Source organism: Nocardia sp. NPDC058518 (assembly GCF_042719655.1).
Classification (GTDB): Bacteria; Actinomycetota; Actinomycetes; order Mycobacteriales; family Mycobacteriaceae; genus Nocardia.
This window is the reverse complement of record NZ_JBHXNJ010000009.1, coordinates 247,917-273,057: the sequence shown is the minus strand read 5'-3', so window position 1 is coordinate 273,057 and position 25,141 is coordinate 247,917. Positions and strand designations below refer to the sequence as shown.

Sequence of the window (25,141 nt, the reverse complement as noted above, 5' to 3'; positions counted from 1 at the left end):
GGCAACGTCGCCCTCGACGTCGCCCGGGTGCTGGCCAAGACCGGTGACGAACTCCTCCCGACCGAGATCCCCCCGAACGTCTACGAAGGACTCAAGGGCAACAAAGCCCTCGAGGTCCACGTCTTCGGTCGCCGCGGGCCCGCCCAGGCCAAGTTCACCCCCCTGGAGCTGCGCGAACTCGATCACTCGCCGACCATCGAGGTCATCGTCAACCCCGAAGACATCGACTACGACGAAGGCTCCGAAGCCGCCCGCCGTAACTCCAAGCAGGTCGACATGGTCGCCAACACCTTGGAGCAGTGGGCCATCCGCGACCACGGCGACCGCCCGCACAAGCTGTTCCTGCACTTCTTCGAGTCCCCGTCGGAGGTGCTCGGCGAAGACGGCAAGGTCACCGGTCTGCGTACCGAACGCACCCAGCTCGACGGCACGGGAAATGTGAAGGGCACCGGCGAATTTCGGGAGTGGAACGTGCAGGCCGTCTATCGGGCGGTCGGCTATCGCTCCGAAGACCTCGCCGACCTCCCCTTCGACGACCGCACCGGCACCATCCCCAACGAATCGGGGCGAGTGCTGATCGACCCGAACGCTCGCGAGGGCGCGCGCTACCTCGCCGGGGTGTACGTCACCGGCTGGATCAAACGCGGCCCCGTCGGCCTCATCGGTCACACCAAAGGCGACGCGGGCGAAACCGTCGCCTGCCTGCTCGCCGACCGCGCGCTGCTGACACCGGCGTCTCGACCACACCCCGACGCGGTGACCGAACATCTCACCGCCGCGGGCATTCCCTTCACCACGTGGGAGGGCTGGTACCGGCTCGACGCCCACGAACGCGCGCTGGGCGAACCCGAAGGACGCGCGCGGATCAAGGTCGTCGAACGCGCGGACATGCTGCACGCCAGCCTGTCCCAGTGAGGAGAAGCTCATGGAACCACCCACCGAACAGCAGATCAGGACCGCGCTCGCCGGTGTCGACGATCCCGAGATCGGCCGTCCCATCACCGAATTGAACATGGTCGAGTCCATCGCCATCGACGCGCAGGGTCGCGTGGCTGTGCGAATCCGGCTCACCGTCGCCGGCTGCCCCCTTCGGACGAAGATCGGAAACGATGTCCGCGCCGCCGTGACCGCTGTACCCGGCGTCGCCGGTACCGACATCGACTTCGGGGTGATGACCGAGGAACAGCGCCGCGACCTGCGCATCCAGCTTCGGGGACCTGATTCCGAGAGCGTTTCCGCGCTGGCGCGTCCGGATTCACCGACCCGCGTGTACTGCGTGGTCTCGGGCAAGGGCGGCGTCGGGAAGTCCAGCGTCACCGTCAACCTGGCGGTCGCCCTGGCCCGACGTGGGTTGCGCGTCGGCATCATGGACGCCGACGTCCACGGTCACTCGGTGCCTGCGATGCTCGGCATCACCGCCGCGCCGACACTGGTCGAGCGGATGATGATGCCGCCCACCGCGTTCGGCGTTCGTGTCATTTCGATCGGCATGTTCGTCGACGACAATGCTCCCGTCGTCTGGCGCGGGCCGATGCTGCACCGCGCATTGCAGCAGTTCGTCAACGATGTCTACTGGGGTGAGCTGGACATCCTCCTCATCGACATGCCGCCGGGCACCGGCGACATCGCCATCTCCCTGGCCCAGTTGCTACCCACCGCGCAACTGCTCGTCGTCACCACGCCGCAACGCACAGCGGCCCGCATCGCCGAACGCGCGGGTGCTGTCGCCGCGCAGACCGGTCAGCGGGTGGCGGGCATCATCGAGAACATGTCCTGGTACGACACCCCCGACGGCATCCGGCAGACCCCCTTCGGCGCGGGCGGCGCCACCGCGGTGAGCCGGGCGCTGAGCGGTCTGCTGGACACCTACTGCCCCGTCATCGGCCGGATCCCCTTCGACCCGGCGGTCTGCGCGGCGGGTGATCAGGGCGCTCCGTTCGTCGACACGGACCCCGACTCCGCACCCGCCATGGCCATCGGAGAGATCGTGGCAACCCTCGCGCCGATCGTGCGCCGCCCGCTGTCTGTGACGCTGGTCAGCCCGGTGCCGGCCTGAGATCGAGGCGAAATAGTGCGTAAGCGGAGCTGACGGCTCTAGTCTGATACCGCTACGCACTGTGGAGGTTGGATCACATGACGGTCGAGATCGTGACCGAGCCGGCGCCGGAAAGCCTGTGGACCGGGTCGGGCCGGGCGACCGGAACACCGCCGACGTCGATGATCGAGCGGATGACGCTCATTCTGGACGCGTTCGACGCCGCCACACCCACGCTCACGCTGCTCGGGCTCGCCGAACGCACCGGGCTGCCGCGCTCGACCGTGCACCGCATCCTCGACCAGATGATCCGGCTGCGCTGGCTCGCGCACACCCCGGGCGGCTACCGGCTGGGCCTGCGGGTGCTCGAACTCGGTGGGCTCGCGGCCGAGCAGAACGAGCTGCGCGAGGTGGTGGGGCCGCTGCTCTACGAACTCAGTCAGCGCACCGGGCTGGTGGGGCACCTCGCGGTGCTGGACGGGCGCGAGGTGCTGTTCCTCGATCGATCGGGTGGCCGCGGGCGGGTGGTCATCCCGACCCGCATCGGCGGCAGGCTGCCCGCACACTCCACCGCGGTCGGCAAGGCGCTACTTGCCACGCTGGAGCCCGGCATCGCGGAGGCCTCGCTGCGCGGCAATGCCGTGGCGCGGACCGCGCGCACGATCGTCGACCGGGCCGAACTGCACCGCGAACTCGCCCGCATCCGCAATCGTCAGGGCGTGGCCGTCGACACCGAGGAGTCGCTGCCGGGCGTCGGCTGCGTAGCGGTGCCGATCCGCGGCCGCGGTGTCGCGGTGGCCGCGATCTCGCTGTCGGGCACGGTCAAGGGTGAGCGCACCGCACTCGACACCGCGCGGCTGGCTCGTGCGCTCGCCGAGGTGGCCAAGGAGGCATCGCGCACTCTGGCCCCCCGGCACCCGCACTAGGGCGTGCGCCGCGCGATCGCCCGACCGGCCGCGCGACCCGAGAAGATGCACCCGCCGAGGAACGTGCCCTCCAGCGCGTTGTAACCGTGCACACCGCCACCGCCGAACCCGGCGACCTCACCGGCGGCATATAGCCCCGCGAACACCGAGCCGTCCGGGCGCAGCACCTGCGAATCGAGGTCGGTCTGCAACCCGCCCAGGGTCTTGCGGGTCAGCACATTGAGGCGTACCGCGATGAGCGGGCCGTGCGCCGGGTCGAGGATGCGGTGCGGTTTGACGACACGGACCTTGTCCCCGAGGAACTTTCGGGCGTTGTTGATCGCGGTCACCTGCGCGTCCTTGGAGAACGAGTTCGCGACTTCGCGGTCCCTGCCCACGATCTGGTGTTCGAGGGCGGCCACGTCCAGCTTCGGCCCGCGGGCGAGCTCGTTCATGCCGTCGACCAGTTCGGCCAGCGAGTCGGCGACCACGAAGTCCACGCCGTGCTGCTTGAACGCCTCCACCGGGCCGGGCGCGCCCTTGGCGAGCCTGCTGCGCACCGTGAACTTCAAGTCCTTGCCGGTGATGTCGGGATTCTGTTCCGAACCCGACAGCGCGAATTCCTTCTCGATGATCGACTGGTTGAGGACGAACCACGAGTAGTCGTAGCCGGTCGACAGGATCTGGCGCATGGTCTCGTTGGTGTCGAAACCGGGGAAACACGGTGCGGGCATACGGTTTCCGTTCGCGTCGAACCACAGCGACGACGGGCCGGGAATGATGCGGATGGCGTGGTCGGGCCAGATCGGGTCCCAGTTGTTGATGCCTTCGGTGTAGTGCCACATGCGGTCGCGATTGACCAGCGCAGCCCCCGCTTCCTCGGAAATGCCGAGCATCCGGCCGTCGACATAGGCGGGGACACCGGAGATCATGGTCTCCGGGCACGGGCCGAGACGCTCGGTGGGCCAGTTGCGGCGGATCAGGTCGTGGGCGTGACCGATGCCGCCCGAACTCACGATCACCGCGGGCGACCGGAAGGTGAACTCGCCCACCACATCCCGATTCGATGCCTGGCCGCGGTCGGTGTCGGAGGGTGCGAGGACGCTGCCGCGCGCACCGGTGACAGCGCCGTCTTCGACGATCAGCTCGTCGACGCGATGCCGGAATGCGAAGCGCACCAATCCTTTCGCCTCACCGGCCAGGACCGGCTCCAGGAACACGCGGAGCACTTCGGGCCCGGTGCCCCAGGTGAGATGGAACCGGGGGACCGAGTTGCCGTGCCCGCCGGCCAGACCGCCGCCCCGCTCGGCCCAGCCGACCAGCGGGGTGAAGCGCAAACCCAAGGCGTGCAGGTAATCCCGCTTCTCGTCGGTGGCGAACCGCACGTAGGCCTTGGCCCATTCGCGGCCCATCCGGTCCTCGTCCTCGCGGTCGAAACCGGCCGAACCCAGCCAATCCTGCAGGGCCAGTTCGTAGGAGTCCTTGATGCCCATCCTGCGCTGCTCGGGGCTGTCGACGACGAACAACCCACCCAGCGACCAGAACGCCTGCCCGCCGAGGTTGGCGCGATTCTCCTGATCGAGGACCAATACCTTGCGTCCGGCGAGCACCAATTCGTGCGCGGCGACCAGGCCCGCCAGTCCGGCACCGACGACAATCGCGTCGGGGGAGAAATCTTCGGTGGGCTCAGGCGCTGTGCTCGACATGCACGGAACGTAGCATTGGTTCGTCGGCGGGTGGGGGCAAGTCCTGGAAAACGCCCTGACCAGCGATATTTCATTCTAGGAAAGGCTCGACAACTCATGAACGTCCGTACCCGTACCGGCGCTGCCGTCCTCACGCTCGCCGTGGTGGCCGGCCTCGGCGCCACCTCCTGCTCGAAATCGCGTTGGTGTGAGCGCGACCAGGGCGATGTCCACGTCGCGGACTCCTACTGTGAACGCGGGGTCGCGGGCTATGAGTGGGAGCCCGATCACGACAAGCCGAAGTACAAGAAGAAGCCCAAGAAGCACTGAGATCGGGCAGCGGCGTTGTGCCGCAGGCGATCCGAGATGTAACCGTGGCGCAGCCGATGCCGAGTTCGCGCCATGTAGATGCAGGTCAGCGGGTATTCCACCACTGAGCACACCGAATGCCGTTGGGCAGGAGGTGAATCGCTCTTTCTCTATTTCTCACAACGGCGTGAGTGGGTGGGCACGATGACCTATCGGAAGGCAATTCGTATCGTCGCAAGGCATACAGCGCGAGCGCTGTCGGTGTTGCTACTGGCCGCGGGAATCGGGACAGCGATGTCCCCTGGACTGACAGCATGGGCGCAGAGCTGCGCCACGCTCGATGTCGTGATCGCCCGCGGCACAGCAGAACCCGGCTATCTGGGAGCCGCCATCGGCGACCCGCTCTACGCGGTACTGAGCGCGCAACTACCGGTGGACACCACCGCCCACCGGGTCGAGTACCCAGCCGACCTACTCGTGCCGAGCTCGATCAGCGACGGCACCCGGGCCATGACCAGCCATCTGATCCACCAGGCCGCCGCCTGCCCAGACCAGCGCTTCGTCCTCGTCGGCTACTCCCAGGGCGCGGTGGTCGCCCACGGTGTGCTCGGCTCGGCGCCGCTGCCGGGCATGTGGGTACTGCCGCCGGAGCTGTCCTCGCGCGTCGTCGCGGTGCTGCTGTTCGGTGATCCATTGCGACTCATCGGCGGCACGGTCCCACCGTGGTACGCCGACCGCACCGCGAACTATTGCGCCGCAGGCGATCCGGTGTGCGCGGGCGGGATCTTCCCGGCCGCGCACGGCAGCTACGAGTGGGCGTTCGCGGCCGCGGCCGGACAGGTGGGCACGCGATTGTGAGCCCACTCAAGCGGCGGGCATGACCCCCGACATCACAGCGCCGATCTGCGCCACCGCGCGATCGACGCTGCCTGTCGGCTGGAACAAGTGACTCAATGTCAGCCGGACCATGATCTCGACGATCGAGGTCAGCTCGTCGTCGGTCAGGTCGGCGAATTCGTACCGCTCGCGTGCGGTGGCGGTGAGCGCGGCGACGGCCCGTCCGAGTATCGGTTCCGGGTCGCTCACCAAGGCGGGCAGCAAGGCCGTGTCGGCATCCTGGCGAGCTGACAGCACGGCCTTGATCAGGGTGTTGTCGCCCGCGGTGCGCAGCGTGTATTCGGCGGCGGCGGTCATGCCAGCGCGCGGGTCGCCCGGGTGTTCGGCCAGCGTCTCGGCGATGCCGGCCAGGTAGATGCCGGTCTCACGCTCGATGAGGGCATCCGCGAGCGCCTGCTTGGTGCCGATCTCCTTGTAGAGGACCGGCCTGCTGATGCCGACCTCCTTGGCCACCCGCGACATGTTGACCGCGCCCCAGCCCTCGGTGACGACCATCGTGCGCGCGGCGTCGATCATCCGGTCGCGCAGCAGCTGGCGCATTTCTGCCTGAAAGTTCGGTGGTTCGGCCACCCGATCATCCTACATGTGACAGTCCATATGCTCGATCATTAACAATCTGGCCAGCACTGTATGCAAGCGGAACACTTCAGGCTAATGTGTAAACGAAGGCGACTTCAGGCGTGTAAGTGTTCGAAGTCTGGTGATCAGGAGAATGGCAATGACGACATCTCGAATCGACGACCACGCAGCATCGGCCGCACCGCCGGACTGGCGCGATCCCAAGCGATACCTCTGGCTGTTCGGCCTCGTCGCCCCCAGCGCGACACTGCTGGCCACCGGTTTCGTGTGGGTCTTCAACCAGCTCGGGTGGCAGGTCGTCGCGCCGGTGTGGTGGTGGCTCGGGCCGATCCTGGTGTACGTCCTGCTGCCGACCCTGGACCGGTTCTTCGGGCCCGACGGCAAGAACCCGCCCGAGGAGGTGATGGCGCAGCTGGAGAACGACAAGTACTACCGCTACTGCACCTACGCCTACATTCCGCTCCAGCTGGTGAGCCTGGTGTTCGCGTGCTACCTGTGGACCGCGGACAACCTGTCCTGGCTCGGCATCGACGGTGGACTCGGCCTGATCTCCCAGATCGGCCTGGCCTTCACCATCGGCGCGATGGGCGGTGTCGGCATCAACACCGCGCACGAACTCGGTCACAAGAAGGACGAACTCGAGCGCTGGCTGTCGAAGATCACGCTGGCCCAGACGTTCTACGGCCACTTCTACATCGAGCACAATCGTGGTCACCACGTGCGCGTCGCGACGCCGGAGGATCCGGCCAGTGCGCGCTTCGCCGAATCGTTCTGGAGCTTCCTGCCGCGCAGCGTGTGGGGCAGCTTGAAGTCGTCGTGGGAGCTGGAGCGCACCCGCATGCAGCGACTGGGTAAGAGCACGTTCTCGCTGCAGAACGACGTGCTCAACGCCTGGCTCATGTCGGTCGTGCTGTGGGCGGGGCTGGTCGCGGTGTTCGGTCCGTCGATCCTGCCGTTCCTGGTGATCCAGGCGATCTACGGCTTCTCGCTGCTGGAGACGGTGAACTACCTCGAGCACTACGGTCTGCTCCGGCAGAAGACCGCGTCGGGCCGCTACGAGCGCTGCACGCCCGAACACAGCTGGAACTCCGACCACATCGTCACCAACATCTTCCTGTACCACCTGCAACGGCACAGCGACCATCACGCCAACCCCACCCGCCGCTACCAGATCCTGCGGCACATGGACGGCGCGCCCGAGCTGCCGAGCGGCTACGCGAGCCTGATCGGCCTGGCGTACCTGACTCCGTTGTGGCGCAAGGTGATGGACCATCGCGTCCTCGCCCACTACAACGGCGACATCACCCGGGTGAACATCCAGCCCAGCAAGCGGGCGAAGGTACTGGCGAAGTACGGAGTGAACTGATGGCTTACCTCTGCCCCGTGTGCGACTACGTCTACGACGAGCGATTCGGCGCTCCCCGTGAGGGTTTCGCGCCCGGCACCGCCTGGACGGAGATCCCCGACGACTGGTGCTGTCCCGACTGTGGCGTGCGCGAGAAGCTCGATTTCGAACCGAAGGAAGGCGTGTCCCGATGAACGACTACCGATTGTTCCAGTGCGTCCAGTGCGGCTTCGAGTACGACGAGGCGCTGGGCTGGCCCGAGGACGGCATCGAACCCGGCACTCGCTGGGACGACATCCCCGACGACTGGTCCTGCCCCGACTGCGGCGCCGCCAAGGCCGATTTCGACATGCGGGAGGTGAGCCGAGGATGAGCGAGCGGATCGTCATCGTCGGCGCAGGCGTCGCCGGTGCCACCGCCGCCCAGACCCTGCGCCGGGAGGGCTACGGCGGCGAGATCGTGCTGGTCGGCGCGGAACCCGACCTGCCGTATCGACGGCCCGCGGTCTCCAAGGAACTGCTCGCGGGTACCACGCCGTTCCAGCGCGTGGTACTGAAGCCGTCGACGTTCTGGGCCGACAACGCGATCGATCTGCGCCCGGCCACCCTGGTGCGTGCGGTCGATACCGACAGCGCGACAGTGCGATTGAGTACCGGCGAGGTACTCGGTTACGACAGTTTGCTGCTGGCCACCGGAGCCGGCGCGCGCACCATCGATACCGCGTCCACTCGCGTGCACACGCTGCGGAGATGGTCCGACGTCGCCGCATTGCAAGGCGCGATCGACGCGGGCGGCTCGCTGCTCATCATCGGCGGCGGACTGATCGGCTGCGAAGTCGCCGCCACCGCCCGCGGTCTCGGTGCCGACGTGACCCTGCTGAACGCGGGCCCGGCACTGCTCGATCGGATAGTGCCGCAGACCGTGTCGGACCTGGTTCGCGACATCCATGTCGAGAACGGCGTAGTGGTCGAAAACAGCGTCACCACAACGCAGCTCGTGGACACCAGCGATGGTGTCACCGCCACGACCGCCGACGGCCGCACCTTCACCGCGGCCGCCGCCCTGGTCGCCATCGGTTCGGTCCCCGACACCGCCATGGCCGAAGCCGCGGGCATCGCGGTGAACGACGGCATCGTCATCGATCAGCACTACCGCACCTCGGCCCCCGCCGTCTTCGCCGCGGGCGACGCCACCACCGGATTCAACCCCCGCCGTGGCGAATTCGAACGCGGCCAGCACTGGAACACGGCGATGTCCGACGGCGCCGCGGCCGCGAAAGCCATCCTCGGCCACCCCGCCACCCCCGCCGAAATCCCCTGGGGCTGGACCGACCAACACGGCCTCTCGATGCAGTTCGCAGGCTGGATCCACCCTCACGACGAACTGGTCGTCGACGGCGACCTGGATTCCAGGGACTTCCTCGCGATCGCCCTGCACGACGGCCGCCCCGTCGGCGCCGTCACCATGGCAAGACCGAGAGAGCTCCGCGCGACCCGAACCCTCATCGCCGCGGGGGAGCGGTGGTCACCGGCTGCTTCCCTCGACCTCGTTCGATCGCGCTGAAGTAGGTGGAGTAGTCACCGAAACTCCTCGCCCATCGCGGTCAGTAATTGGCCGCGATGGGTTCTAGCGTGGGGTTATGGAACTTCGAGAGGGCGCGAAGCGGGTTGTTGTCACTACGCCGGTTGGGCATGTGGGGGCTCGGGTGGTGCAGTTGTTGGTGCAGGCGGGTGTGCGGCCGACGGTGCTGATGCGCGATCCCGGGCGGCTCGATACTGCGATGCGTGGGTTCGTCGATGTCGTGCAGGTTGATCAGGCAGATTCGGATGCGGTGGTGCGGGCTACGGCAGGGGCTGATCGGTTGTTCTGGGTCGATCCGCCTGCGCTCGTGGATGGTGATCCGGTGGCGGGGTACGCGCGGATGGGGGCATCGGCGGCGCGTGCCGTGGTGGCGAACGGGATCGAGGCGACGGTGTTCGTCAGTAGTGGAGGTGCCGAGAAGCGGGGTGGGGCAGGGGAGATCGACGGGTTGGCACGGACCGAGGAGTTACTCGACGACACCGGAGCGAACGTGTTGCACCTGCGGTGCGGCTACTTCTTCACCAACCTGCTGACCCAGCTCGACGAGATCCGGGCAGGCACGCTGTCCACACCGTGGCCGTTGGACCACGTGATGGCGTGGGTGGATCCGCGCGACATCGGTGAGGTGGCCGTGGTCCGGCTCCTGTCGGACGCGTGGTCGGGGCGTGTCGTGCAGGCGGTGCACGGGCCGCGGGATCTGACATTCACCGAGGTTGCCGAGATCGTCGGTGGGCAGCTGGGGCACGAGGTCACCCCGATTCACCTCGCCGACAACGAGTTCCGGGAAGCACTGCGATCGGCAGGTCTAGGACAGGGGCAAATCGATGGCATCGCCGGTATGTCAGCGGGATTGAGTTCCGGTTTTGTCGCCGAGGACCCACGGACGGTGCTCACCACTACCCCGACAACCCTCGCAGCGTGGGCGAGCACCTACCTGCGGTGAACAGAACCGGCCGGCCGCGACAACGAGCGTCGCGACCGGCCGGGTGTCAGCGTCAGGTCACCAGTGCACGCCGGGAAGCACCCGGCTCATGCGGGCCGCCGAGTTGGGCATCACCATCAGTGGTGCGAGGACCGGGCCGAGCACGGTGAGGGCGTTGCGTGTCGGCTCGGCAGGTTCAGCTGTCACCTGCTTCACCGACTTGCCTTGTGCCGCAGTGGATTCACCGAAGAAGCGGAAGCCGGTGTGCAGAATTGTGCGCTTGAGCGACGGCAGGAACATCTCGACCGCCTGGGCGAAGGTGCCCACGGGGGTGTCGATGCGGTCGGGGCGTTCCAGCAGCGCACGGACCACGATGTCGGCTGCGCGTTCCGGGTCGGGCAGCGGCAGCGATCGGTAGAGCTCGGTCGGAGCGATCATCGGCGTACGGACCAGCGGCATCCGGATGGACGTGAAAGTCACTCCGTCGCCCCGGTTTTCGACCGCGGCGATATCGCTGAAGTTGTCCAGTGCGGACTTGCTCGCCGCGTAGGCGGCGAAGCGGGGGACCTTGGTCTGGACTGCGATGGACGAGATGTTGACGATATGGCCGAAGTGGCGTTCGCGCATCGACGGGAGCAACCCCAGGATGAGGCGCACGGCACCGAAGTAGTTGACCGCCATGGTGCGTTCGAAGTCGTGCATACGATCCACGGAGTTGGCGACCGAGCGGCGGATGGAGCGGCCCGCGTTGTTGATCAGGTAGTCGACGTGGTGGTGTTCGGTCAGCACGGTCTTCACCAGGAGGTCGACGGACTCCGCGTCGGTGATGTCGCAGGGGTAGGCGAAGGCGGTGCCGCCCTCCGCACGCACCGATTCCACTGCGGCCGTGAGGTCTTCGACGCCACGGGCGATCATCAGCACGATCGCGCCCCGGCGGGCGACGGTGTGCGCGGTGGCCAGGCCGATGCCAGAGGAAGCCCCGGTGATCAGCACCGTGCGCCCCGAGAGCGGCTGCGCGTCGGCGGAGATACGGCCGCGGTGCGGGTCCAGGTCGGTGCGCCAGAAATCCCAGAGGCGGTCCGCGTAGGTGTCGAACGCGGGCACGGTGAGCCCGGGCAGTTGCGCCTGGGTGGAATCGGAGACGAACTCGGCGGTGAAACCGACATGCGGCGCGACCTCGGCCGGGATGCCCGCCTGCTCGAACAGGAAGTCGCGCACCGCGTTGGCGCCGGGGACGTGGCCGAGCCCGTTCAGCGCACGTGCGCTGCCGGGCACGGTGCCGATGCCGACGGGACCGCCCGCGGCGGTTGCCAGCGCACGGTAGATCTCCCCGAACGGCTGCGGTCGCGGGTTGACCAGGTGGAACGTGCGCCCGTCGAGTCCCTCGCGCCGGACCAGCCGGACCATCGCCTCGGAGACGTAATCGACCGGCACCACATTGGTGGCGCCCAGGTCGGGCAGCGGCAACGGCAGCTCGGACGGCAGGGTGGCCAGCGTCGAGATGGCGGAGAAGAAGTAGTAGGGGCCATCGATCTTGTCCATCGCGCCGGTGCGCGAATCACCGACCACGATCGCCGGGCGATAGACCCGCCAGCGCACGTCGGTCGCCTCGCGAACGAGCTTCTCCGCCGCGAACTTGGTGCGGTGATACGGCGAGGTCAGGTTCTGGCCGAGGTCGAAGTCCTCCTCGAAGAACTTGCCGCGGTGATCGCCTGCGACGGCCACCGACGACACATGGTGCAGGGTGGCATCGAGGCTGCGAGCCAGCTCGATCACCGAGCGAGTGCCTGCGACATTGGCCGCGTGGGCGGTCTCCTCGTCGGCGGTCATGTCGTAGACCGCGCCGAGGTGCAGGACGTGATCGGCGCGCGGCGCACCGTCGCCGAGACCGAGGCCCTCGGCGGTCAGGTTGCCGACCAGCGCGAACACGCGGTCGCTGTCGGGATGTTGCGCATTGTGCGCGGTGAACTTGGTCAGCGACTCGGCGCGCACCAGCACGTGCACGATCGCGGTGGGGTCGGCTGCGAGCAGCCCCCGCACCACACGCCGACCCAGAAATCCGGTACCGCCAGTCACGATGTAGGAAACCATCGCCCCTCCTGAAAATCTCGAAACACAGTGTCATGCAACAGTGATCGGCATGCGGCGGTGGATGCGAAATCAACGGTTGAGGTCCAGCAGCTGAGTGCTGGAGAGAAACCGGGCACATCGTCGTCTCGGCTACGCCTACCGTACTCGCCAGTAACCTAGGCGGGCAAGCGAATGGCGTGGCATCACCGTGTGGGAATTGTCACCTGTCGTCGCAGGTCAAAGGGTATGTGTGACAGATACTTTCAGTAACCGGAAGTTTCAGGCAACTTGTCGCTACCGCCGAGGCTGGTCCGCCAGGACGTCGCGGACGGTGCTCGCGATCCTGGCGCGGAACACCTCGGGAGCGAAGGTGTTGGCGTGTTCGCGGATCTTCGCGGGATCGTAGGCCGCCGATCGGAATTCGCGCATGCGGTCGGCCAGCGCCGCGACGACGTCGTCATCGGATCCGGCCGGGACGTACTCGCCGGTGACACCGGGGCGCACCGTGTCGAGGGCACCGCCGGTGCCGATCGCGAGCACCGGGGTGCCGCAGGCCATCGCCTCCACCGGGACGATGCCGAAGTCTTCGATACCCGGCATCAGCAGGGCTTGGCAGCGCCGGTACATGTCCTGCAGCAGCTCGCCCGAGGTGGCGCCGAGGAAGGTCGTCTCCGATCCGGCGATATCGTCGAGCTGGGCGCGGAACCGGCCGTCACCGAGGACGACCAGGCGAACCCCCGCCCGTTGCGCGGCGCGAATGGCGAGGTCGGCGCGCTTGTACGGCACCAGCCTGCCCGCGCACAGGAAGAAGTCCTCGCGCTCCACCGTCGGGTCGGGGGTGAAACGGCTGACCTGCACAGGCGGGTTGACGACCGAGGCGGGCAGACCCCACCAGTCGGTGACCCGCTCGGCGACCGCGTGCGAGTTGGCGATGACGTGCGTCAGCCGCGGCGCGGCGCGCAGTTCGCCGCGTCGGGCCAGGGTGCCCAGCGCGCCGAGCGCGAGTTGACCGACGCGGCCACCGGCCTCCTGCGCACGGAACTCGCGATCCCAGGCCCAGCGGGCGGGGGAGTGCACGTAGGCGACGACAGGCGCGTCGGTGGCCAGGGCGGCCTGGGTGGCGAAGGCGTGATGGCTGACCACGACGACATCGAAGTCGCGCAACGGCAGTCGACGCAGCGCGCGGGGGACCAGCGGGAGCAACGGGGCGTGCCTGCCGCCGGTGTAGGTGTGCGCCTTGCTGAGCCAGGTGTCGTGCACGGTGCGCACGGGTTCGCGCAGGCCGCCGGGCGCGACGATCGGCGCGAAAACCTCGGCATCGGGCCAGGTTTCGACGAATTCGCCGACGACGGCCTCGGAGCCGCCGAACTCGGTGAAGCGTTCGTGGACGATGGCGACACGGGTCATCGCAGGGTGCTCGCTTCGATCTGTCGGGGCGCCGCGGTGCGACGCAGTGCGGGGGCGACGGGACGGCCGCGCAGCAGTCCGTCCACGGTGCCGCGCTCGACCGCGCGGCGATAGACCTCGGCGGCCTCGGCGCACGCGGCGATCGTCGTGGTGATCGCCTCCGGGTCGTGGGCGGCGGAGGTGACGAACGACTGGCCGAGGACGCCACGGACCAGCAGTTCCTGGAGGAACAACGTTCGAAATGCCTGCGAGGGTACGCCTTCGGCGTCCATGGTGCGGTAGACGAGGCAGGACGGCCGCCCGCGTACCTGGAGGAAATCGGCGATGCCGAGGTCGGCGGCGATCGTGTTCACACCGTCGGCGAGTGTGCGGCCCGCCTGTTCCATTCGCCCGACCGGGTCCTCGGTGCGGTAGGCGCGCACCACCGCCCGGAACGCGGCCAGCGCGGACGTTTCCGGGCCGTGCGTGGTCGAGAGCAGGAATACCCGCTCCTGATCGGTGCGCAGCCCGCCCCGCTCCATGTACTCGCGCTTGCCCGCGAGCGCGGAGATCGGGAAGCCGTTGCCCATCGCCTTGCCCCAGCACGACAGGTCGGGTGTCACGCCGTAGACGGCTTGGGCGCCGCCCGCCGACCAGCGGAAACCGGTGATCATCTCGTCGAACACGAGCAGCGTTCCGTACCGATCACACAGTGCGCGAACGCCTTCCAGGTAGCCGGGCAGTGGCTCGGCCATGGCGGTCGCGGCCTCCATGAAGACCGCGGCCACCGAGCGGTCGGCCAGTGTCGCCGCGAGGGCGTCGAGATCGTTGTACGCGAACTTCACGGTGTCGACGGCGGGGATGCCGCCCGCCATCTCGGTGGTGCCGATGAACCAGTCGTCGACGGAGAAGAACGGCTGATCGCAGACAGCGATGGTGGTGCGGGCGGTCACCGCCCTGGCCAGGCGGACCGCGGCGGTGGTGGCATCGGAGCCGTTCTTGGCGAATTTCACCATGTCGGCACCGGGCACGAGCGAGAGGAAGTCCTGTGCGGCAAGCAGTTCCAGCTCGGTGGGCCTGCTGAAGCCGACACCGTCGGCGATGGCCGCCGACACCGCGGTGAGCACGGGGGCGTAGCCGTGGCCGAGAGTTACCGCGCGCAGACCCATCCCGTACTCGACGTAGCGATTGCCATCGGCATCCCAGACGTGAGCGCCGTTGCCGCGCACCAGGATCGGCGCCATCGACTCGGGGTACTGGTCGGCGCCGCGGGCATAGGTGTGCGCGCCCCCCGGAACGAGGTCGTGCAAGCGCGCTTGCAGCGCGTTGCTGCGGTCGAAGCCGTGGTGGGCTGTCATGGGTGTTCCCCTCCGGTGCCGGATACGCACGCCGCGGTGGTGCGGGCGGTGCTGAATGCCCACAGCTCGTGATCGGTGAGTTCGCCGTCGGCACCGCGGTAGTGGTGCATGGTGCCCTCGTGGCGCAGACCGGCATCGAGGGCGATCGCCGCACCCGCGTGGTCGGCGGACGGTACGGCCAGTGCCACTCGCCAGATGCCGAGCCGCTCGGTGGCATGCGTGATCAGCAGACGCAACGCGCTGACCGCGATCTCCGGGGGAGCCTCCGGTGAAACCCACACGGCCGCACGAACATTGCGATCGAACATGTCCAGGTCGAAGAGGCGGCACTCGCCGACGTACCGGCCGGTTTCCTCGATGACGAAGACGGCGCCGTGCTTGCCGCGAAGCCCCCTTCGAGACGATGCCCTGGCCCGCCACCATTCCCGCCGAGTGTGCAGCCGGGTCCAGTCCTCGGGCCGCGCCGTCGGCGCGAGCAGCGGCCGGGCGCGGATCCGCGCGGCGCGGCGTTGCCTGAAATCGCCTGCGCGCCAGTGTCGTAACGTCATCGAACCGTGCTCGCCAGGGGCCGTGCCTGCGGTAGCGGCGCATAACGGGTCGGCGATGTGCCGCATCCTGCCGAGGCAGTAGCGTGTCCGGGCCCGCAGAACCGTGCGCCTCGATATCGTGGCGCCGGTCGCCGAGTCGGGATGGTCGGGCGGGCTCTCGGCCGTGGGGTGCGCCGCGAGATAGCCGTCCAGCCAGTCCGCGGCGAACCCGCCCTCGGGGATCCGATCGCTGGTCACCGACCACAGTTCATGGTCGACGCGGCCGCTCCCGACGTCGAAGTACCCGGCCATGACCGCTTCCATCGTCCAGCGCTGCCGGACCGCGCGCCGTGCACCGGCATTGGTGACGGCGATCGGCGCGGTGATCCGCTCCAGGCCGACGGTGCCGAACCCGAAGTCCAGCAGCAGCGACCCGGCGAGCCCGCCCGCACCGCGACGGGCGACCTCGGCGTCGACCCACACACTGAGCTCGGCGGCACCGGAGTCGATACCGACCAGCTCGAGCTGCCCGGCGAACCTGCCGTCGATCTCGAGCACGGTGCTCACCCGTCGTCCCGCCCTGGCTTCGGCTCGGGCAGTGAGGCATTCACGCACCCAGCGGGTCGCGGTGTGCCGCTGCTCCCAGGTCAACGGGGAACGAAACCAGAACGGTTCGAGACAGTCGCGATCCCGCAGACGAATCCGCTGCCACTCGGCGAAATCGCCGAATGCCGGTGGGCGCAGCCGAACCGTGACCCCGTGCAGGCGCACCGGTCCCAGCGCAACCGAGGCATAGGACGACGTCATCGTCGCGGCCGTTGCGTGCCCATGGCCACGGTGCGCAACGCGCCGTCGGTACCGACGGCCAGCCGCCAGTAGCCACCCGCGGGATCCTTGAGCACGAGTCCCGCCTCGGCGTGATCGGATAGCCAAGCGCCGCTGGACAATACGGCCGAGCGGACCGCGCCGTCGTTGCCCTGCGCCTGGAACAGATCAGCGTCACCGTGCCCGGCGCGGGTGATGACGGTGCCGGTGAACCGCGAGGTGCGCATCCCGCTGCGCCCGATCACCTGCCAGCCATCGGGGAACACTCCGGCTCGCAGGTCGTCGGCGGTGCCGGAGATGAGGTTGATCGCGGTGCCCTCGGCGCAGTCGGTGGGGTCGATGCGCAATTCGACGGCGGGGCGATCGGATTCCTGATCGAAGACCACATTCGCCAGATACGGCTGCCTGCAATACGCGAGATCGATCCCGACCGAGCGGGCGGCCACCTTGCAATTGACCATGCCGAACTGGGCGGGTCCGCCCTTACCGCGTGTCCCGACCGAGACCGCGATATCGGCGCCCTCGAACCAGATATTGGTGAGCCACCAGTCGTTGGCCGCGCCGTCGACCATGAGATGGCGATCGGTGGTGCGCGGATCGCGATCGGAGACGAATTCCACGTTGGTCAGCGCCAAGCCGGCATTGTGGTCGTTGCCGGTGCCGAGCACGCCGACGTAATTACTCGTGAATTTCGACGAGGTGACGTAGTTCTGGATGCACTGCGTTTCCAGCCCGACCCCGAAATTGTTGATATCGCAGTTGATGAACGCGGTGCCACCGGTATTGCGATCCAGCACGACGCCACGCTGGGCGAGGAAGCGAGGATGGTTGTCGCTGAGGTGATTTCCCCGGATCACGACACCGTCGAACGAACAGCGGAAGCATTCCGACAGCACGAAACCGGTGGCGCGCGGCCCCGTGAGATAGAAACCGATGCGGGAGAACCGCACCCGGCTGCGCTTCTCCAAACGGATCAGCGTGACATCTTCCTCGCAGAACACGACGCTGGAGTCCCCGCCGTCGCCGAGAACCGTTGCGTAATCCGGCATTTCAGGCCACGACCGGACGCGATAGGTGCCCGCCGGGAAATACAGCACCACCGGTCGGTCCCTGGCGGCCGCGGCCGCCGCGATGGCCGCCGTATCGTCGGCCTTACCGTCGCCGACCGCCCCGAAATCGCGGACGTTGCGGGCCGCGGGCGTATCGCTGACGTGCGGTGACCGGAACTCGGCACTCGGTTCCGGGTCGGCGGCACACGCCGCGGCCAATGGCAGCACCGCCGCCGCGCCGAAGGTGGCCGCGAGCAGCCGCCGCCGCCCCACTGATTCCTCGTTCACAGTGGCAGCCGTTCCAGGAAACTGGCCAGAGGAGCCGACGGTCTGCTGTACACCACCGCTCCGGTGAGTTTCGCGGCGCCGAGAGTCGCGAGCGCGCCGCGCAAGCCGGGCCCGGACAGCGCACCGAGTTCGACGATGCCGACGGTCGCATCGCACAGCGGTGCCACGCCGATCGCGTCCGCGGCGACGGTGACCGGTGCGGTCTCCACGATGACATGGTCGAATCGCGACGTCAGGTCGGTGAGCAGGTCGGCGAACCGCGCCGACACGAGCAGGTCGGGCGTCTGCTGATCGGCCGCACCGAGCGGCAGGAACGCGATCCCGGTCTCCGACCACGGCGTCAGCGCCTTGGCGATGGGCAGGGTGGCGCGCAGCACGGCGGCAAGCCCCGGGCTGTCGCTGGTGATGAACTCGGTGCTGCCGCCGCCACTGGTGTCGGCGTCGACGAGCACCACGTGCTGTCCGCTGTCGGACAGCGAACGCGCAAGTGCCATCGCCACATCCGGCTCCGACCGCGGCGACAGACTTGTCAGCTGCACGGACTTGGCGGGGTCGTGCTGCAGCAACCGGCTGCGCAACCGCCGCGTCTCACCCGCGGCACCGGGCTTGCCCGCCTCGATCACACCGAGCACCGGAACGGGCAGCGCGGACGCCACGGCATCCGGGGTGCGCAGCGAACGGTCGGTGCGCTCGCGCAGCAGCGCCGCGCCGCCGCCGAGGGCGAGACCGGCGATCAGACCCAGCAGCACGATCCGGCTCGGCGGCGGTTCCAGCGGGGTGCTCGGCACCTGCGCCCGGTCGACCACGGCGACCCGCGCGGCCGGTGCCGCGTCGCGCTGGATGGACTCGAGCTCGTCGACGAGCTTGCGGAACTGGGCCACCGCGGCATCGGTGAGATCGCGGGCGCCGGTCGGCGTCGAATCCTGCACCGAGATCACGATCACCGAGGTGGCGGGCGGGGAACTGGCGGTGATCCGCGCGCGCATCTCCTCCGGCGTGACCTTCAATCCCCGCTCGTCGACCACACGGGCCGCGACCGTCGTCGAGGCGGCAAGATCGAGATAGGACCGCACGCGCTGCTGCGCGGCCAGGCCACCCTGATACGAGTCGTTGACCGAGGTGCCTGTCGCCATCGACACATACATCGAACTCGACGCCGCATAGGTGCTCGGCAGTGTTTGCGCGTAAGCCCACGCGGCGGCCGTGCACACCAGCACGACACCCACGATCAACAGCCATCGCTGTCGTACGATGCGCCAGATATCGATCAAACCCATCGCTGGGACTCCATTTCCCCTGATACCACACATGATTCGGTGCGCCGGAACTCCTCGACGACCAGATACACCAGCCACGCCAGCACGGCGGTCTGCACGAATTTGCCGAGATTCTCCATGCTGCCGAGAATCCCGCGCTCGAACAGTGTCGAGGCGCCGGTGATCGCCAAGCCGAGCACGATCACCGGAAACCACCGCGAATACAGCGAAAACGACCACGCCAGCAGGAGCGTGAAGGTGAACACCGCGCACACGACGACCCCGGTGTAACCGCCGAGCACATAGCCCTCGTTGAAATTTCCCTCGGCGAGCGAGACCGTCACGGTGCTCATATCCACCGAGGCGCCGCGCACCTCGTTCGCCCACGCCGTCCCGGACTGGAACTTCTCCAGCCCGAGCAGCGGCGCCGGGATGAGGCTCAGGCTCGCGTGCTGGGCCACCTCGGTCGGTGTCAGCCAGCCGCCGGGACCGTAGAACAGTGCGTCGGTGGCGGCCTCGAGCAGATCGAACCGGCGCAGGATGCTCAAGAACGGTTGCACGGTCTCCGGGTAGATCGCATCGACCGAGGCCGCATCGCGGGCCGCGGTGCCGGTGGACTTGAACGACTGCAGCCAGCCGAAGCCGATCACCCCGATCACACCGATGCCCGCGACACCGAGGGCGGTACGCCGATTCCAGCCCATCATCGAGAACCGGATGGCCAGTGCCAGCGCGGCGCCCAGGATCGGGGTCTTGGACTGCACCACCGACGACCACCACAGCTCACCGGCCAGCAGACCACCGAGGATGACGGCGGTGCGGCGCGGGTCGGGTGGTCGCAGGAAGATGATCAGGCCGATCGCGGCGATCGAGGCCGGCACGGCGAGGAACGCCAGCAGCGGGTTGGCGCTGTCGACCTCACCCGCGGTGCCCGCCGACCCGGACGCAGTGCCTGCCGCGCGCCCGAGCATGCCGAGCACGTACAGCGCGACCAGCGCGGGCACGAAATCCGGATCGTCGAGGGCGGCGGCGCGGCGCAGCGGCCTGCGGTGCGCCCAGATCGCATAGGCGACAACCAGCGCCGCGTACACCCACAGCCCGAACACGACATGCTGCAACGCCAGCGCGATCCCGCGGTCGTAGCCGAGATCGGCCAGACGCGGATCGGGCACGTTGTCACCGAAGTGCGGTTCGGGCCGCACCGCGAGCAGCACCAGCGGTCGCGCCACATACGACAGCGACCAGAACACGGCCTGCGCGATGAGGAACACCCGGGCGACGCCGGGCACCCACAGGGCAGCGACCGCGATGACGAGCAGCGCGGCCGCGACGGCGGCGACGGTGGCAGAACCGGTCAGGACCTGACCTCCTGCGCCAGCGCGACGATCTCGCGCGCCCGATCCACATAGCGGTGCCCGTCGGCCACGACGCGGCGGTGCCCGGCGGCGGCCACCGCGGCGACCTTGTCGGGTTCGGCCGCGCACCGGTCGAGGATGTCGTGGAGTTCGCCGGTGTCGGAGAACAGGAAGCATTCGGTGGTGTCGTCGAGCAGCTCGGCGTGCTCGTCGGTGCGTTCACCGACGAAAAGTCCACCGGCAGCGGGCACTTCGAACGTGCGGCAGGTGTGGGTGTCGCGGTTGTCGGAGTTCAGCAGCACCAGGTTCGCGCCGACCTGGGCCACCGCGGCCGAGTACCGGGCGCCGTAGACAGCCCCGCCCACGTGGGCACCGGTGGCGCGCAGTTCGGGTACCCGGCGCCAGCCGGGCCCACGCACCAGCATGCGCTCGCCGTAGCGCCCGGCCAGTTCGACCATCGCGGCACGGCGGTCGGGACGGCACACACCGATGAAGCCGACCAGATAGTCACGTCCGTCGCGGCGGGCGGTGGGGTGATGCCAGGCCGGATCGTAGGCGCTGCGAACGAAACCGACGGCCCGGGCACCGCGCGCCCGCAACTCGGGCACATTGTGACGCTTGGTGGTGATCACGAGATCCCACTCGGGCTCGTGCGCGAGGTAGGAGGAGGTGAGATTTTCCGGGTTCGCCACATCGTCGGCGCTGTAATGCACATGCAGCGCGGCAGGCAGATCGAGCAATCTGCGCTGGTCGAGATGGATTCCCTTGAACACGAACACCATATCGGGATCGAAGGCCTCAGCGCTACGTTCGATTCGCTCGTGTAATGCGCGCACCTGCCACGGCGCCCGCTCCTTGCGTGCTTTGGCGTAGATCCAGGGCGGCGACAAACGGGTCGGCAGGGTGATCGCGGTCGAGTCGACGACGAGCACATCGTGGCCCGCCTGGCGGAAACCGTCGGCCAGCGAGCGGGCATTGCTGCCGATCCAGTCGTCGCCGACGAAGAGGATTTTCATGCGGAGTGGTCCTTGTTACGCCGGTCGCGCAGGACGAGCATCCTGACCCGCGCGAGATACCAGGCAGCGACGGTGTATTCGACCAGCACGCTGCCGTAGACGAGGGTGTGTACCGAGTGGGTGCGGAAGGTCAGCCCGAGCGCGCAGGCCGCGATCACCGTGCCGATCACGGCGCCGGCGAGCACACCGAAGGTGTCCTGGCGGACCGGCAGGATCGCGGTGGTGACGAACGAGGTGACGGTGGTGGCGGGCAGGATCAGGATCTCGATCCGCAGCAGTGATGTCGCGCCGAGGAATTCGGTGCCGAAGATCACCTCGATCAGGAACGGGGCCGTTACCCACACCAGGGCACTCACCAGCGCGGCCAGCGCGACACAGGCCGCGAGCACCCGCACGCTGTCACGCCAGAAGTTGCCGTCGGTGCTGCGTCGCGCCATGCGCGGCAGCAGGGCGAAACCGATGGGGTCGAGCAGCGATTGCAGGGCGCGAACGAGGCGATCGCCCGCGGAGTACAGGCCGAGGGCGGCCGCGTTCAGCACCACCGAATAGATCGCGGCGGCGCCCTGGCCGTAGGTGGTGATCAGCAAGCGGGAGGCGAAAACCGGCGCGCCCGTGCGCAGCAGTTCGCCGACATCGCGCGGCCGCGACGGCCTGCCGTAGCGCCGGGACGTATCGATCCAGGTGGCCACGACCGTCGGTACCGACGACACCAGCAGACACAGCACCGCGACCTGCGCACTCGGCATGCGCGGCAGGACGCCGACCAGCAGGGCGAGGTAGCCCAGCCGCCCGATGCCCTGGTAGACCGTCGACGCGCCGAAACGGCCCTGGCCGATCAGCAGCCAGTCCTCCGACATCGACCAGAACCCGCCCGCGAACAGGCCGAGCAGGATCATCTGCACCGGTTCGGGTACACCGAACACCAGGCCGGCACCGAGTGCCAGCCCGAGTATCAGCAGCAGGCTTAGCCGCACGGCGAGGTAGTCGCCGCGCAACTGGTTGATGGCCGCGAACCGTGTCCCGGCGCCGTGGTCGTCTTCGGCGTCGGGCACGCGCGCGGCCATGAACGAGGTGATGCCGAGATCGACGATCAGCGAGCCGATGAAATAGGCCGACATCGCCATCGCGAGCAGCCCGAGACCGTGCGCGCCGAGTACCCGGGCGATCAGCGGCACCGTGATGAAGGTGACGAGATACTGCCCGTACTTGCCGAAGCTGACGAACCCGATGTCGCGCAGGACGGCCAGCGGGCTGGACTTGATGTGCTTGCCGGCGCCGGATCCGTGTTCGTCGTCGGGTCGGCGATGCGGGCCGGTTTCGCGGGGGACCGCCTGTACGTGCGGGAAGACGTCGGTGGTGACGGTGGCCAGGTAGCGATCGTGCTCAGTCACCGCGGGTCACCAAGGTGTCGAGGAAGTCGGCGACCGTACGGGCACTGGTGTGGATGTCGAAGTCGCGCGCGCGGTCGCGGCCCGCGATGGCGAGGCGGGCACGGGCGGCGGGGTCGTGGAGCAGGGTTTCCAGCGCGGTGGTGAGGGCGGCGACGTCGCCACCGGGGACGAGCAGGCCGTCGACTCCGGTGTGGATGATCTCGGCGGGACCGCCCGGTGTCGCGGCGACCACCGCGCAGCCCGCGGCCATGCCCTCGACGACGACCTGCCCGAAGGGCTCCGGCAGGACCGAGCAGTGCACGAGAATGTCGGCGGCGGTGAGATATTCGACGGGATCGTCGACATGGCCGGTGAATTCGGCGGCCACACCCAACTCGGCCGCGAGCTTTTCCAGCTGTGCGCGATACGGTTCCTCGCCGAAGAACGTGCCGCCCACCAGGATCACCCTCCCGGGCCGGACCCGCAGCGCGGCGATCGCGCGCAGGAAGACGTCCTGGCCTTTCCATGGGCTGAGCCTGCCGACTACGACGACAACTGCCTCCGTGGCCGGGCGGGTACGCGGATCCGCTTGTGCCGCAGGCAGTTCGACACCCGGATAGGCGATCGTGGTAACCGGTCCGCTGGGCAGGGTGGCAGCGGTCGCGCGGCTGTTGGCGAGCTGTCCCCGGCACACGAGCCGGGCCAGCACGCGGATCGCCAGGGCGGGAAGCTTGCCGAAGTAGTCGGGGGAGACGCGGTCGTGGACCTGCCACACCAGGGGAACCCGCGCGCGGCGGGCGGCGACAGCGCCGAGGACCAGTGCCTTGGTGCTTTCGGCGACGACCACATCGGCGCGGGTCTCGCCGACGGCCGCACCGACGGCCCAGCCCAACCGCAGCAGGGCGATGAAGCCGGTGATCAGTCCGAGCACCCCGGTACCGATGCGCATGGCGCGGGAGTCGAATTGTCCCGCTACCACCCGGGTTTCGATGTCGCGTGCCCGCATCCGGGCAACCATCGGTCCGTCCTCGGTGTAGATCATGGTGACCTGATAGCGGCCGGTGGCGCGCAAGGCGTCGAGCAGCCGCAGGGTGGCGAGCTCGGCGCCGGACGGTGCCGCGGTATGCGCGAGGAAAACGGCTCGGGTCATCGCAGTGCCCGATACAGGGCAGCGTGCCGGTCCGCGGCGATGTCCCAGGTGAAGGTCTCCGCGTGCGCGCGGCAGGCGGCCGGGTCGGGGACCGTGCCGTCGAGGGCGGCGACGAGCCGGGCGGCGAGCGCGTCCGGCTCGCCCGCGGGGACGACGAGGGTGGGGTCGAGGCCGCGCACGGCGTCGGGCAATCCGCCACAGTCGGTGACGATCGGCGCCCGGCCCGCGGCCAGGGACTCGAGGGCGATCAGGCCGAAGCCCTCCAGCGCGACCGTCGGAACAACAGAGACGGTGGCTTCGGCGTAGAGCTCGCTGAGCCGGTCGTCGCTGACCCGGCCGGTGAACTCGACGCTGCCCGCGAGCCGCGCAGCCTCGGCGCGCAGATCCGCTTCGGCGGTACCGGTGCCGACGACGACGAGCCGAGCGTCGGGATGCGCGGCCGATACCCGCGGCCAGGCCCGCAACAGCACATCGATGCCCATGCGCCGCTCGAGCCTGCGCACGCACAGCACGGTCCGGGTCGTGGCGGTGGTGTCGAGCGGCGCCGCGCGGAATCGGTCGAGGTCGACACCGGGCGGAATGATCGAGATCCGGTCGGCAGGCACGTGATAGTCGCGTTCGAGCACGTCACGGAAGTGGCCCGACAGCACGATGAATCGGTCGGCGCCGCGGTAGCGCAGTCGTTCGAACAGGTACTTGGCCCGCACGGCACGGGCCGATTCGCCCGCCATCGCGCTCTCCTGCGCCCACGGCCCGTGGAAGTGGACCACCAGCGGCAGCTTCGCCGTCGCGGTCCGGGCGAGCGGGCCGTACAGGCAGAAGTGCCGGTCAAGGACGGTGCCGGTGGTGAGCTCGGCGCGTGCGAGCAGCGCGGTGCGGGTGCGGTGCAGTGTCGAACCGCCCGTCGGCCCCCACGATCGGGCGCCCGCGTCGTCGGCGTCGCCGAACGCCGACGCGGTCACCACCATCTCCGGCTGCCGCGAGAGTGCTCGATACAGATCGGTGAAATAGCGGTTGAGTCCGCCCGGTGTGGTACCGAACCATTCCGATCCGGTCATGTGCACACCAACCATTGCGGTCGCAGTCGTCAACCTCCGCACCCTTCATCATGTGTCCCGCGAAGTGCATCCCGACCGGCGAATTCGCTATCAGCCCACAGTCTAGGGGAGCAACCACGTTCGGGCCTACCGGGCGGCAGGCGGTACGGGGGTGGGGTAGATTCGTCACGGGGAT

At 68.5% G+C, this 25,141-nt stretch carries 23 protein-coding genes; 10 read left to right on the top strand and 13 right to left on the bottom strand.

What is annotated here, in order from left to right; genetic code table 11:
- From ACFWPX_RS18610 to ACFWPX_RS18600, 3 genes are all read left to right on the top strand, one after another.
- A partial coding sequence (locus ACFWPX_RS18610; protein ID WP_378928463.1) for a pyridine nucleotide-disulfide oxidoreductase occupies window positions 1-915 on the top strand: 915 nt, incomplete at its 5' end.
- A 10-nt stretch (window positions 916-925) separates the two neighbouring features.
- Window positions 926-2,056: an Mrp/NBP35 family ATP-binding protein gene (locus tag ACFWPX_RS18605; RefSeq protein WP_378928462.1), complete on the top strand. Its 1,131-nt coding sequence runs from the start codon at window positions 926-928 to the stop codon at window positions 2,054-2,056.
- 77 nt (window positions 2,057-2,133) lie between these two features.
- Window positions 2,134-2,961, top strand: coding sequence for an IclR family transcriptional regulator (locus ACFWPX_RS18600; protein WP_378914485.1), 828 nt, complete (start codon window positions 2,134-2,136; stop codon window positions 2,959-2,961).
- Here the strand turns inward: ACFWPX_RS18600 and ACFWPX_RS18595 are convergent.
- Window positions 2,958-4,646 (bottom strand): FAD-binding dehydrogenase, encoded by a 1,689-nt coding sequence (locus ACFWPX_RS18595; protein WP_378914486.1) that lies wholly within the window; start codon window positions 4,644-4,646, stop codon window positions 2,958-2,960. The genes ACFWPX_RS18600 and ACFWPX_RS18595 overlap by 4 nt on opposite strands.
- Before the next feature lie 96 nt (window positions 4,647-4,742).
- On the opposite strand from ACFWPX_RS18595, the gene ACFWPX_RS18590 reads away from it, so the two are divergent.
- Both ACFWPX_RS18590 and ACFWPX_RS18585 read left to right on the top strand, forming a co-directional pair.
- Entirely contained in the window at window positions 4,743-4,955 is a 213-nt protein-coding gene (locus ACFWPX_RS18590) for a hypothetical protein (protein ID WP_358059451.1), read from the top strand.
- Window positions 4,956-5,138: 183 nt separating this feature from the next.
- Window positions 5,139-5,792, top strand: a complete 654-nt coding sequence (locus ACFWPX_RS18585; protein ID WP_378928461.1) for a cutinase family protein — start codon at window positions 5,139-5,141, stop codon at window positions 5,790-5,792.
- A gap of 6 nt (window positions 5,793-5,798) precedes the next feature.
- Here the strand turns inward: ACFWPX_RS18585 and ACFWPX_RS18580 are convergent, their stop codons facing one another.
- On the bottom strand, window positions 5,799-6,401 hold the full coding sequence (locus ACFWPX_RS18580) for a TetR family transcriptional regulator (RefSeq protein ID WP_378928460.1): 603 nt from the start codon (window positions 6,399-6,401) through the stop codon (window positions 5,799-5,801).
- 148 nt (window positions 6,402-6,549) lie between these two features.
- Here ACFWPX_RS18580 and ACFWPX_RS18575 point away from each other — a divergent pair, with 148 nt between their 5' ends.
- The 5 genes from ACFWPX_RS18575 to ACFWPX_RS18555 all read left to right on the top strand — a co-directional run bounded on the left by ACFWPX_RS18575 (window position 6,550) and on the right by ACFWPX_RS18555 (window position 10,279).
- A complete protein-coding gene (locus ACFWPX_RS18575; RefSeq protein WP_378928459.1) occupies window positions 6,550-7,776 on the top strand; it encodes an alkane 1-monooxygenase in 1,227 nt (408 codons plus the stop codon).
- Window positions 7,773-7,949, top strand: coding sequence for a rubredoxin (locus tag ACFWPX_RS18570; RefSeq protein ID WP_378914549.1), 177 nt, complete (start codon window positions 7,773-7,775; stop codon window positions 7,947-7,949). Before ACFWPX_RS18575 ends, ACFWPX_RS18570 begins: the two co-directional genes overlap by 4 nt.
- Window positions 7,946-8,128: a rubredoxin gene (locus ACFWPX_RS18565; RefSeq protein ID WP_378914490.1), complete on the top strand. Its 183-nt coding sequence runs from the start codon at window positions 7,946-7,948 to the stop codon at window positions 8,126-8,128. Before ACFWPX_RS18570 ends, ACFWPX_RS18565 begins: the two co-directional genes overlap by 4 nt.
- Complete coding sequence (locus ACFWPX_RS18560; protein WP_378928458.1) at window positions 8,125-9,318, top strand: NAD(P)/FAD-dependent oxidoreductase; 1,194 nt, start codon at window positions 8,125-8,127, stop codon at window positions 9,316-9,318. Before ACFWPX_RS18565 ends, ACFWPX_RS18560 begins: the two co-directional genes overlap by 4 nt.
- Before the next feature lie 76 nt (window positions 9,319-9,394).
- Window positions 9,395-10,279: an NAD(P)H-binding protein gene (locus ACFWPX_RS18555; protein WP_378928457.1), complete on the top strand. Its 885-nt coding sequence runs from the start codon at window positions 9,395-9,397 to the stop codon at window positions 10,277-10,279.
- A gap of 57 nt (window positions 10,280-10,336) precedes the next feature.
- Here ACFWPX_RS18555 and ACFWPX_RS18550 read toward each other — a convergent pair whose 3' ends face one another.
- The 11 genes from ACFWPX_RS18550 to ACFWPX_RS18500 all read right to left on the bottom strand — a co-directional run bounded on the left by ACFWPX_RS18550 (window position 10,337) and on the right by ACFWPX_RS18500 (window position 24,966).
- Window positions 10,337-12,349, bottom strand: coding sequence for an SDR family oxidoreductase (locus ACFWPX_RS18550; protein WP_378928456.1), 2,013 nt, complete (start codon window positions 12,347-12,349; stop codon window positions 10,337-10,339).
- A gap of 273 nt (window positions 12,350-12,622) precedes the next feature.
- Window positions 12,623-13,735 carry a glycosyltransferase gene (locus ACFWPX_RS18545; RefSeq protein ID WP_378928455.1) on the bottom strand — a complete coding sequence of 371 codons (1,113 nt, stop codon included), beginning with the start codon at window positions 13,733-13,735 and terminating at the stop codon, window positions 12,623-12,625.
- A complete protein-coding gene (locus ACFWPX_RS18540) occupies window positions 13,732-15,072 on the bottom strand; it encodes a glutamate-1-semialdehyde 2,1-aminomutase (protein ID WP_378928454.1) in 1,341 nt (446 codons plus the stop codon). The genes ACFWPX_RS18545 and ACFWPX_RS18540 overlap by 4 nt, the downstream gene beginning before the upstream one ends.
- Window positions 15,069-16,406, bottom strand: a complete 1,338-nt coding sequence (locus ACFWPX_RS18535; RefSeq protein ID WP_378928452.1) for a GNAT family N-acetyltransferase — start codon at window positions 16,404-16,406, stop codon at window positions 15,069-15,071. Before ACFWPX_RS18535 ends, ACFWPX_RS18540 begins: the two co-directional genes overlap by 4 nt.
- A complete protein-coding gene (locus ACFWPX_RS18530) occupies window positions 16,403-17,761 on the bottom strand; it encodes a glycosyl hydrolase family 28-related protein (protein ID WP_378914497.1) in 1,359 nt (452 codons plus the stop codon). Before ACFWPX_RS18530 ends, ACFWPX_RS18535 begins: the two co-directional genes overlap by 4 nt.
- Entirely contained in the window at window positions 17,758-19,038 is a 1,281-nt protein-coding gene (locus tag ACFWPX_RS18525) for a GNVR domain-containing protein (protein WP_378928451.1), read from the bottom strand. The genes ACFWPX_RS18530 and ACFWPX_RS18525 overlap by 4 nt, the downstream gene beginning before the upstream one ends.
- Complete coding sequence (locus ACFWPX_RS18520) at window positions 19,029-20,327, bottom strand: hypothetical protein (RefSeq protein WP_378928472.1); 1,299 nt, start codon at window positions 20,325-20,327, stop codon at window positions 19,029-19,031. The genes ACFWPX_RS18525 and ACFWPX_RS18520 overlap by 10 nt, the downstream gene beginning before the upstream one ends.
- 44 nt (window positions 20,328-20,371) lie before the next feature.
- The gene (locus ACFWPX_RS18515) at window positions 20,372-21,388 is read right to left on the bottom strand and encodes a glycosyltransferase (RefSeq protein ID WP_378928450.1); all 1,017 of its coding nucleotides are present in this window, start codon (window positions 21,386-21,388) and stop codon (window positions 20,372-20,374) included.
- Window positions 21,385-22,650 carry a lipopolysaccharide biosynthesis protein gene (locus ACFWPX_RS18510; RefSeq protein WP_378914550.1) on the bottom strand — a complete coding sequence of 422 codons (1,266 nt, stop codon included), beginning with the start codon at window positions 22,648-22,650 and terminating at the stop codon, window positions 21,385-21,387. Before ACFWPX_RS18510 ends, ACFWPX_RS18515 begins: the two co-directional genes overlap by 4 nt.
- 121 nt (window positions 22,651-22,771) lie before the next feature.
- Complete coding sequence (locus ACFWPX_RS18505; protein WP_378928448.1) at window positions 22,772-23,908, bottom strand: glycosyltransferase family 4 protein; 1,137 nt, start codon at window positions 23,906-23,908, stop codon at window positions 22,772-22,774.
- Complete coding sequence (locus ACFWPX_RS18500) at window positions 23,905-24,966, bottom strand: glycosyltransferase family 4 protein (RefSeq protein ID WP_378928446.1); 1,062 nt, start codon at window positions 24,964-24,966, stop codon at window positions 23,905-23,907. The genes ACFWPX_RS18505 and ACFWPX_RS18500 overlap by 4 nt, the downstream gene beginning before the upstream one ends.
- Between the last annotated feature and the right edge of the window lie 175 nt (window positions 24,967-25,141).

What these genes read in the sequence shown, in the direction of transcription:
- ACFWPX_RS18605 (WP_378928462.1), top strand. Translation starts at nt 926, where the DNA reads ATGGAACCACCCACCGAACAGCAGATCAGGACCGCGCTCGCCGGTGTC.
- ACFWPX_RS18600 (WP_378914485.1), top strand. Translation starts at nt 2,134, where the DNA reads ATGACGGTCGAGATCGTGACCGAGCCGGCGCCGGAAAGCCTGTGGACC.
- ACFWPX_RS18595 (WP_378914486.1), bottom strand. Translation starts at nt 4,646, where the DNA reads ATGTCGAGCACAGCGCCTGAGCCCACCGAAGATTTCTCCCCCGACGCG.
- ACFWPX_RS18590 (WP_358059451.1), top strand. Translation starts at nt 4,743, where the DNA reads ATGAACGTCCGTACCCGTACCGGCGCTGCCGTCCTCACGCTCGCCGTG.
- ACFWPX_RS18585 (WP_378928461.1), top strand. Translation starts at nt 5,139, where the DNA reads ATGACCTATCGGAAGGCAATTCGTATCGTCGCAAGGCATACAGCGCGA.
- ACFWPX_RS18575 (WP_378928459.1), top strand. Translation starts at nt 6,550, where the DNA reads ATGACGACATCTCGAATCGACGACCACGCAGCATCGGCCGCACCGCCG.
- ACFWPX_RS18565 (WP_378914490.1), top strand. Translation starts at nt 7,946, where the DNA reads ATGAACGACTACCGATTGTTCCAGTGCGTCCAGTGCGGCTTCGAGTAC.
- ACFWPX_RS18560 (WP_378928458.1), top strand. Translation starts at nt 8,125, where the DNA reads ATGAGCGAGCGGATCGTCATCGTCGGCGCAGGCGTCGCCGGTGCCACC.
- ACFWPX_RS18555 (WP_378928457.1), top strand. Translation starts at nt 9,395, where the DNA reads ATGGAACTTCGAGAGGGCGCGAAGCGGGTTGTTGTCACTACGCCGGTT.
- ACFWPX_RS18550 (WP_378928456.1), bottom strand. Translation starts at nt 12,349, where the DNA reads ATGGTTTCCTACATCGTGACTGGCGGTACCGGATTTCTGGGTCGGCGT.
- ACFWPX_RS18545 (WP_378928455.1), bottom strand. Translation starts at nt 13,735, where the DNA reads ATGACCCGTGTCGCCATCGTCCACGAACGCTTCACCGAGTTCGGCGGC.
- ACFWPX_RS18540 (WP_378928454.1), bottom strand. Translation starts at nt 15,072, where the DNA reads ATGACAGCCCACCACGGCTTCGACCGCAGCAACGCGCTGCAAGCGCGC.
- ACFWPX_RS18535 (WP_378928452.1), bottom strand. Translation starts at nt 16,406, where the DNA reads ATGACGTCGTCCTATGCCTCGGTTGCGCTGGGACCGGTGCGCCTGCAC.
- ACFWPX_RS18525 (WP_378928451.1), bottom strand. Translation starts at nt 19,038, where the DNA reads ATGGGTTTGATCGATATCTGGCGCATCGTACGACAGCGATGGCTGTTG.
- ACFWPX_RS18515 (WP_378928450.1), bottom strand. Translation starts at nt 21,388, where the DNA reads ATGAAAATCCTCTTCGTCGGCGACGACTGGATCGGCAGCAATGCCCGC.
- ACFWPX_RS18505 (WP_378928448.1), bottom strand. Translation starts at nt 23,908, where the DNA reads ATGACCCGAGCCGTTTTCCTCGCGCATACCGCGGCACCGTCCGGCGCC.
- ACFWPX_RS18500 (WP_378928446.1), bottom strand. Translation starts at nt 24,966, where the DNA reads ATGACCGGATCGGAATGGTTCGGTACCACACCGGGCGGACTCAACCGC.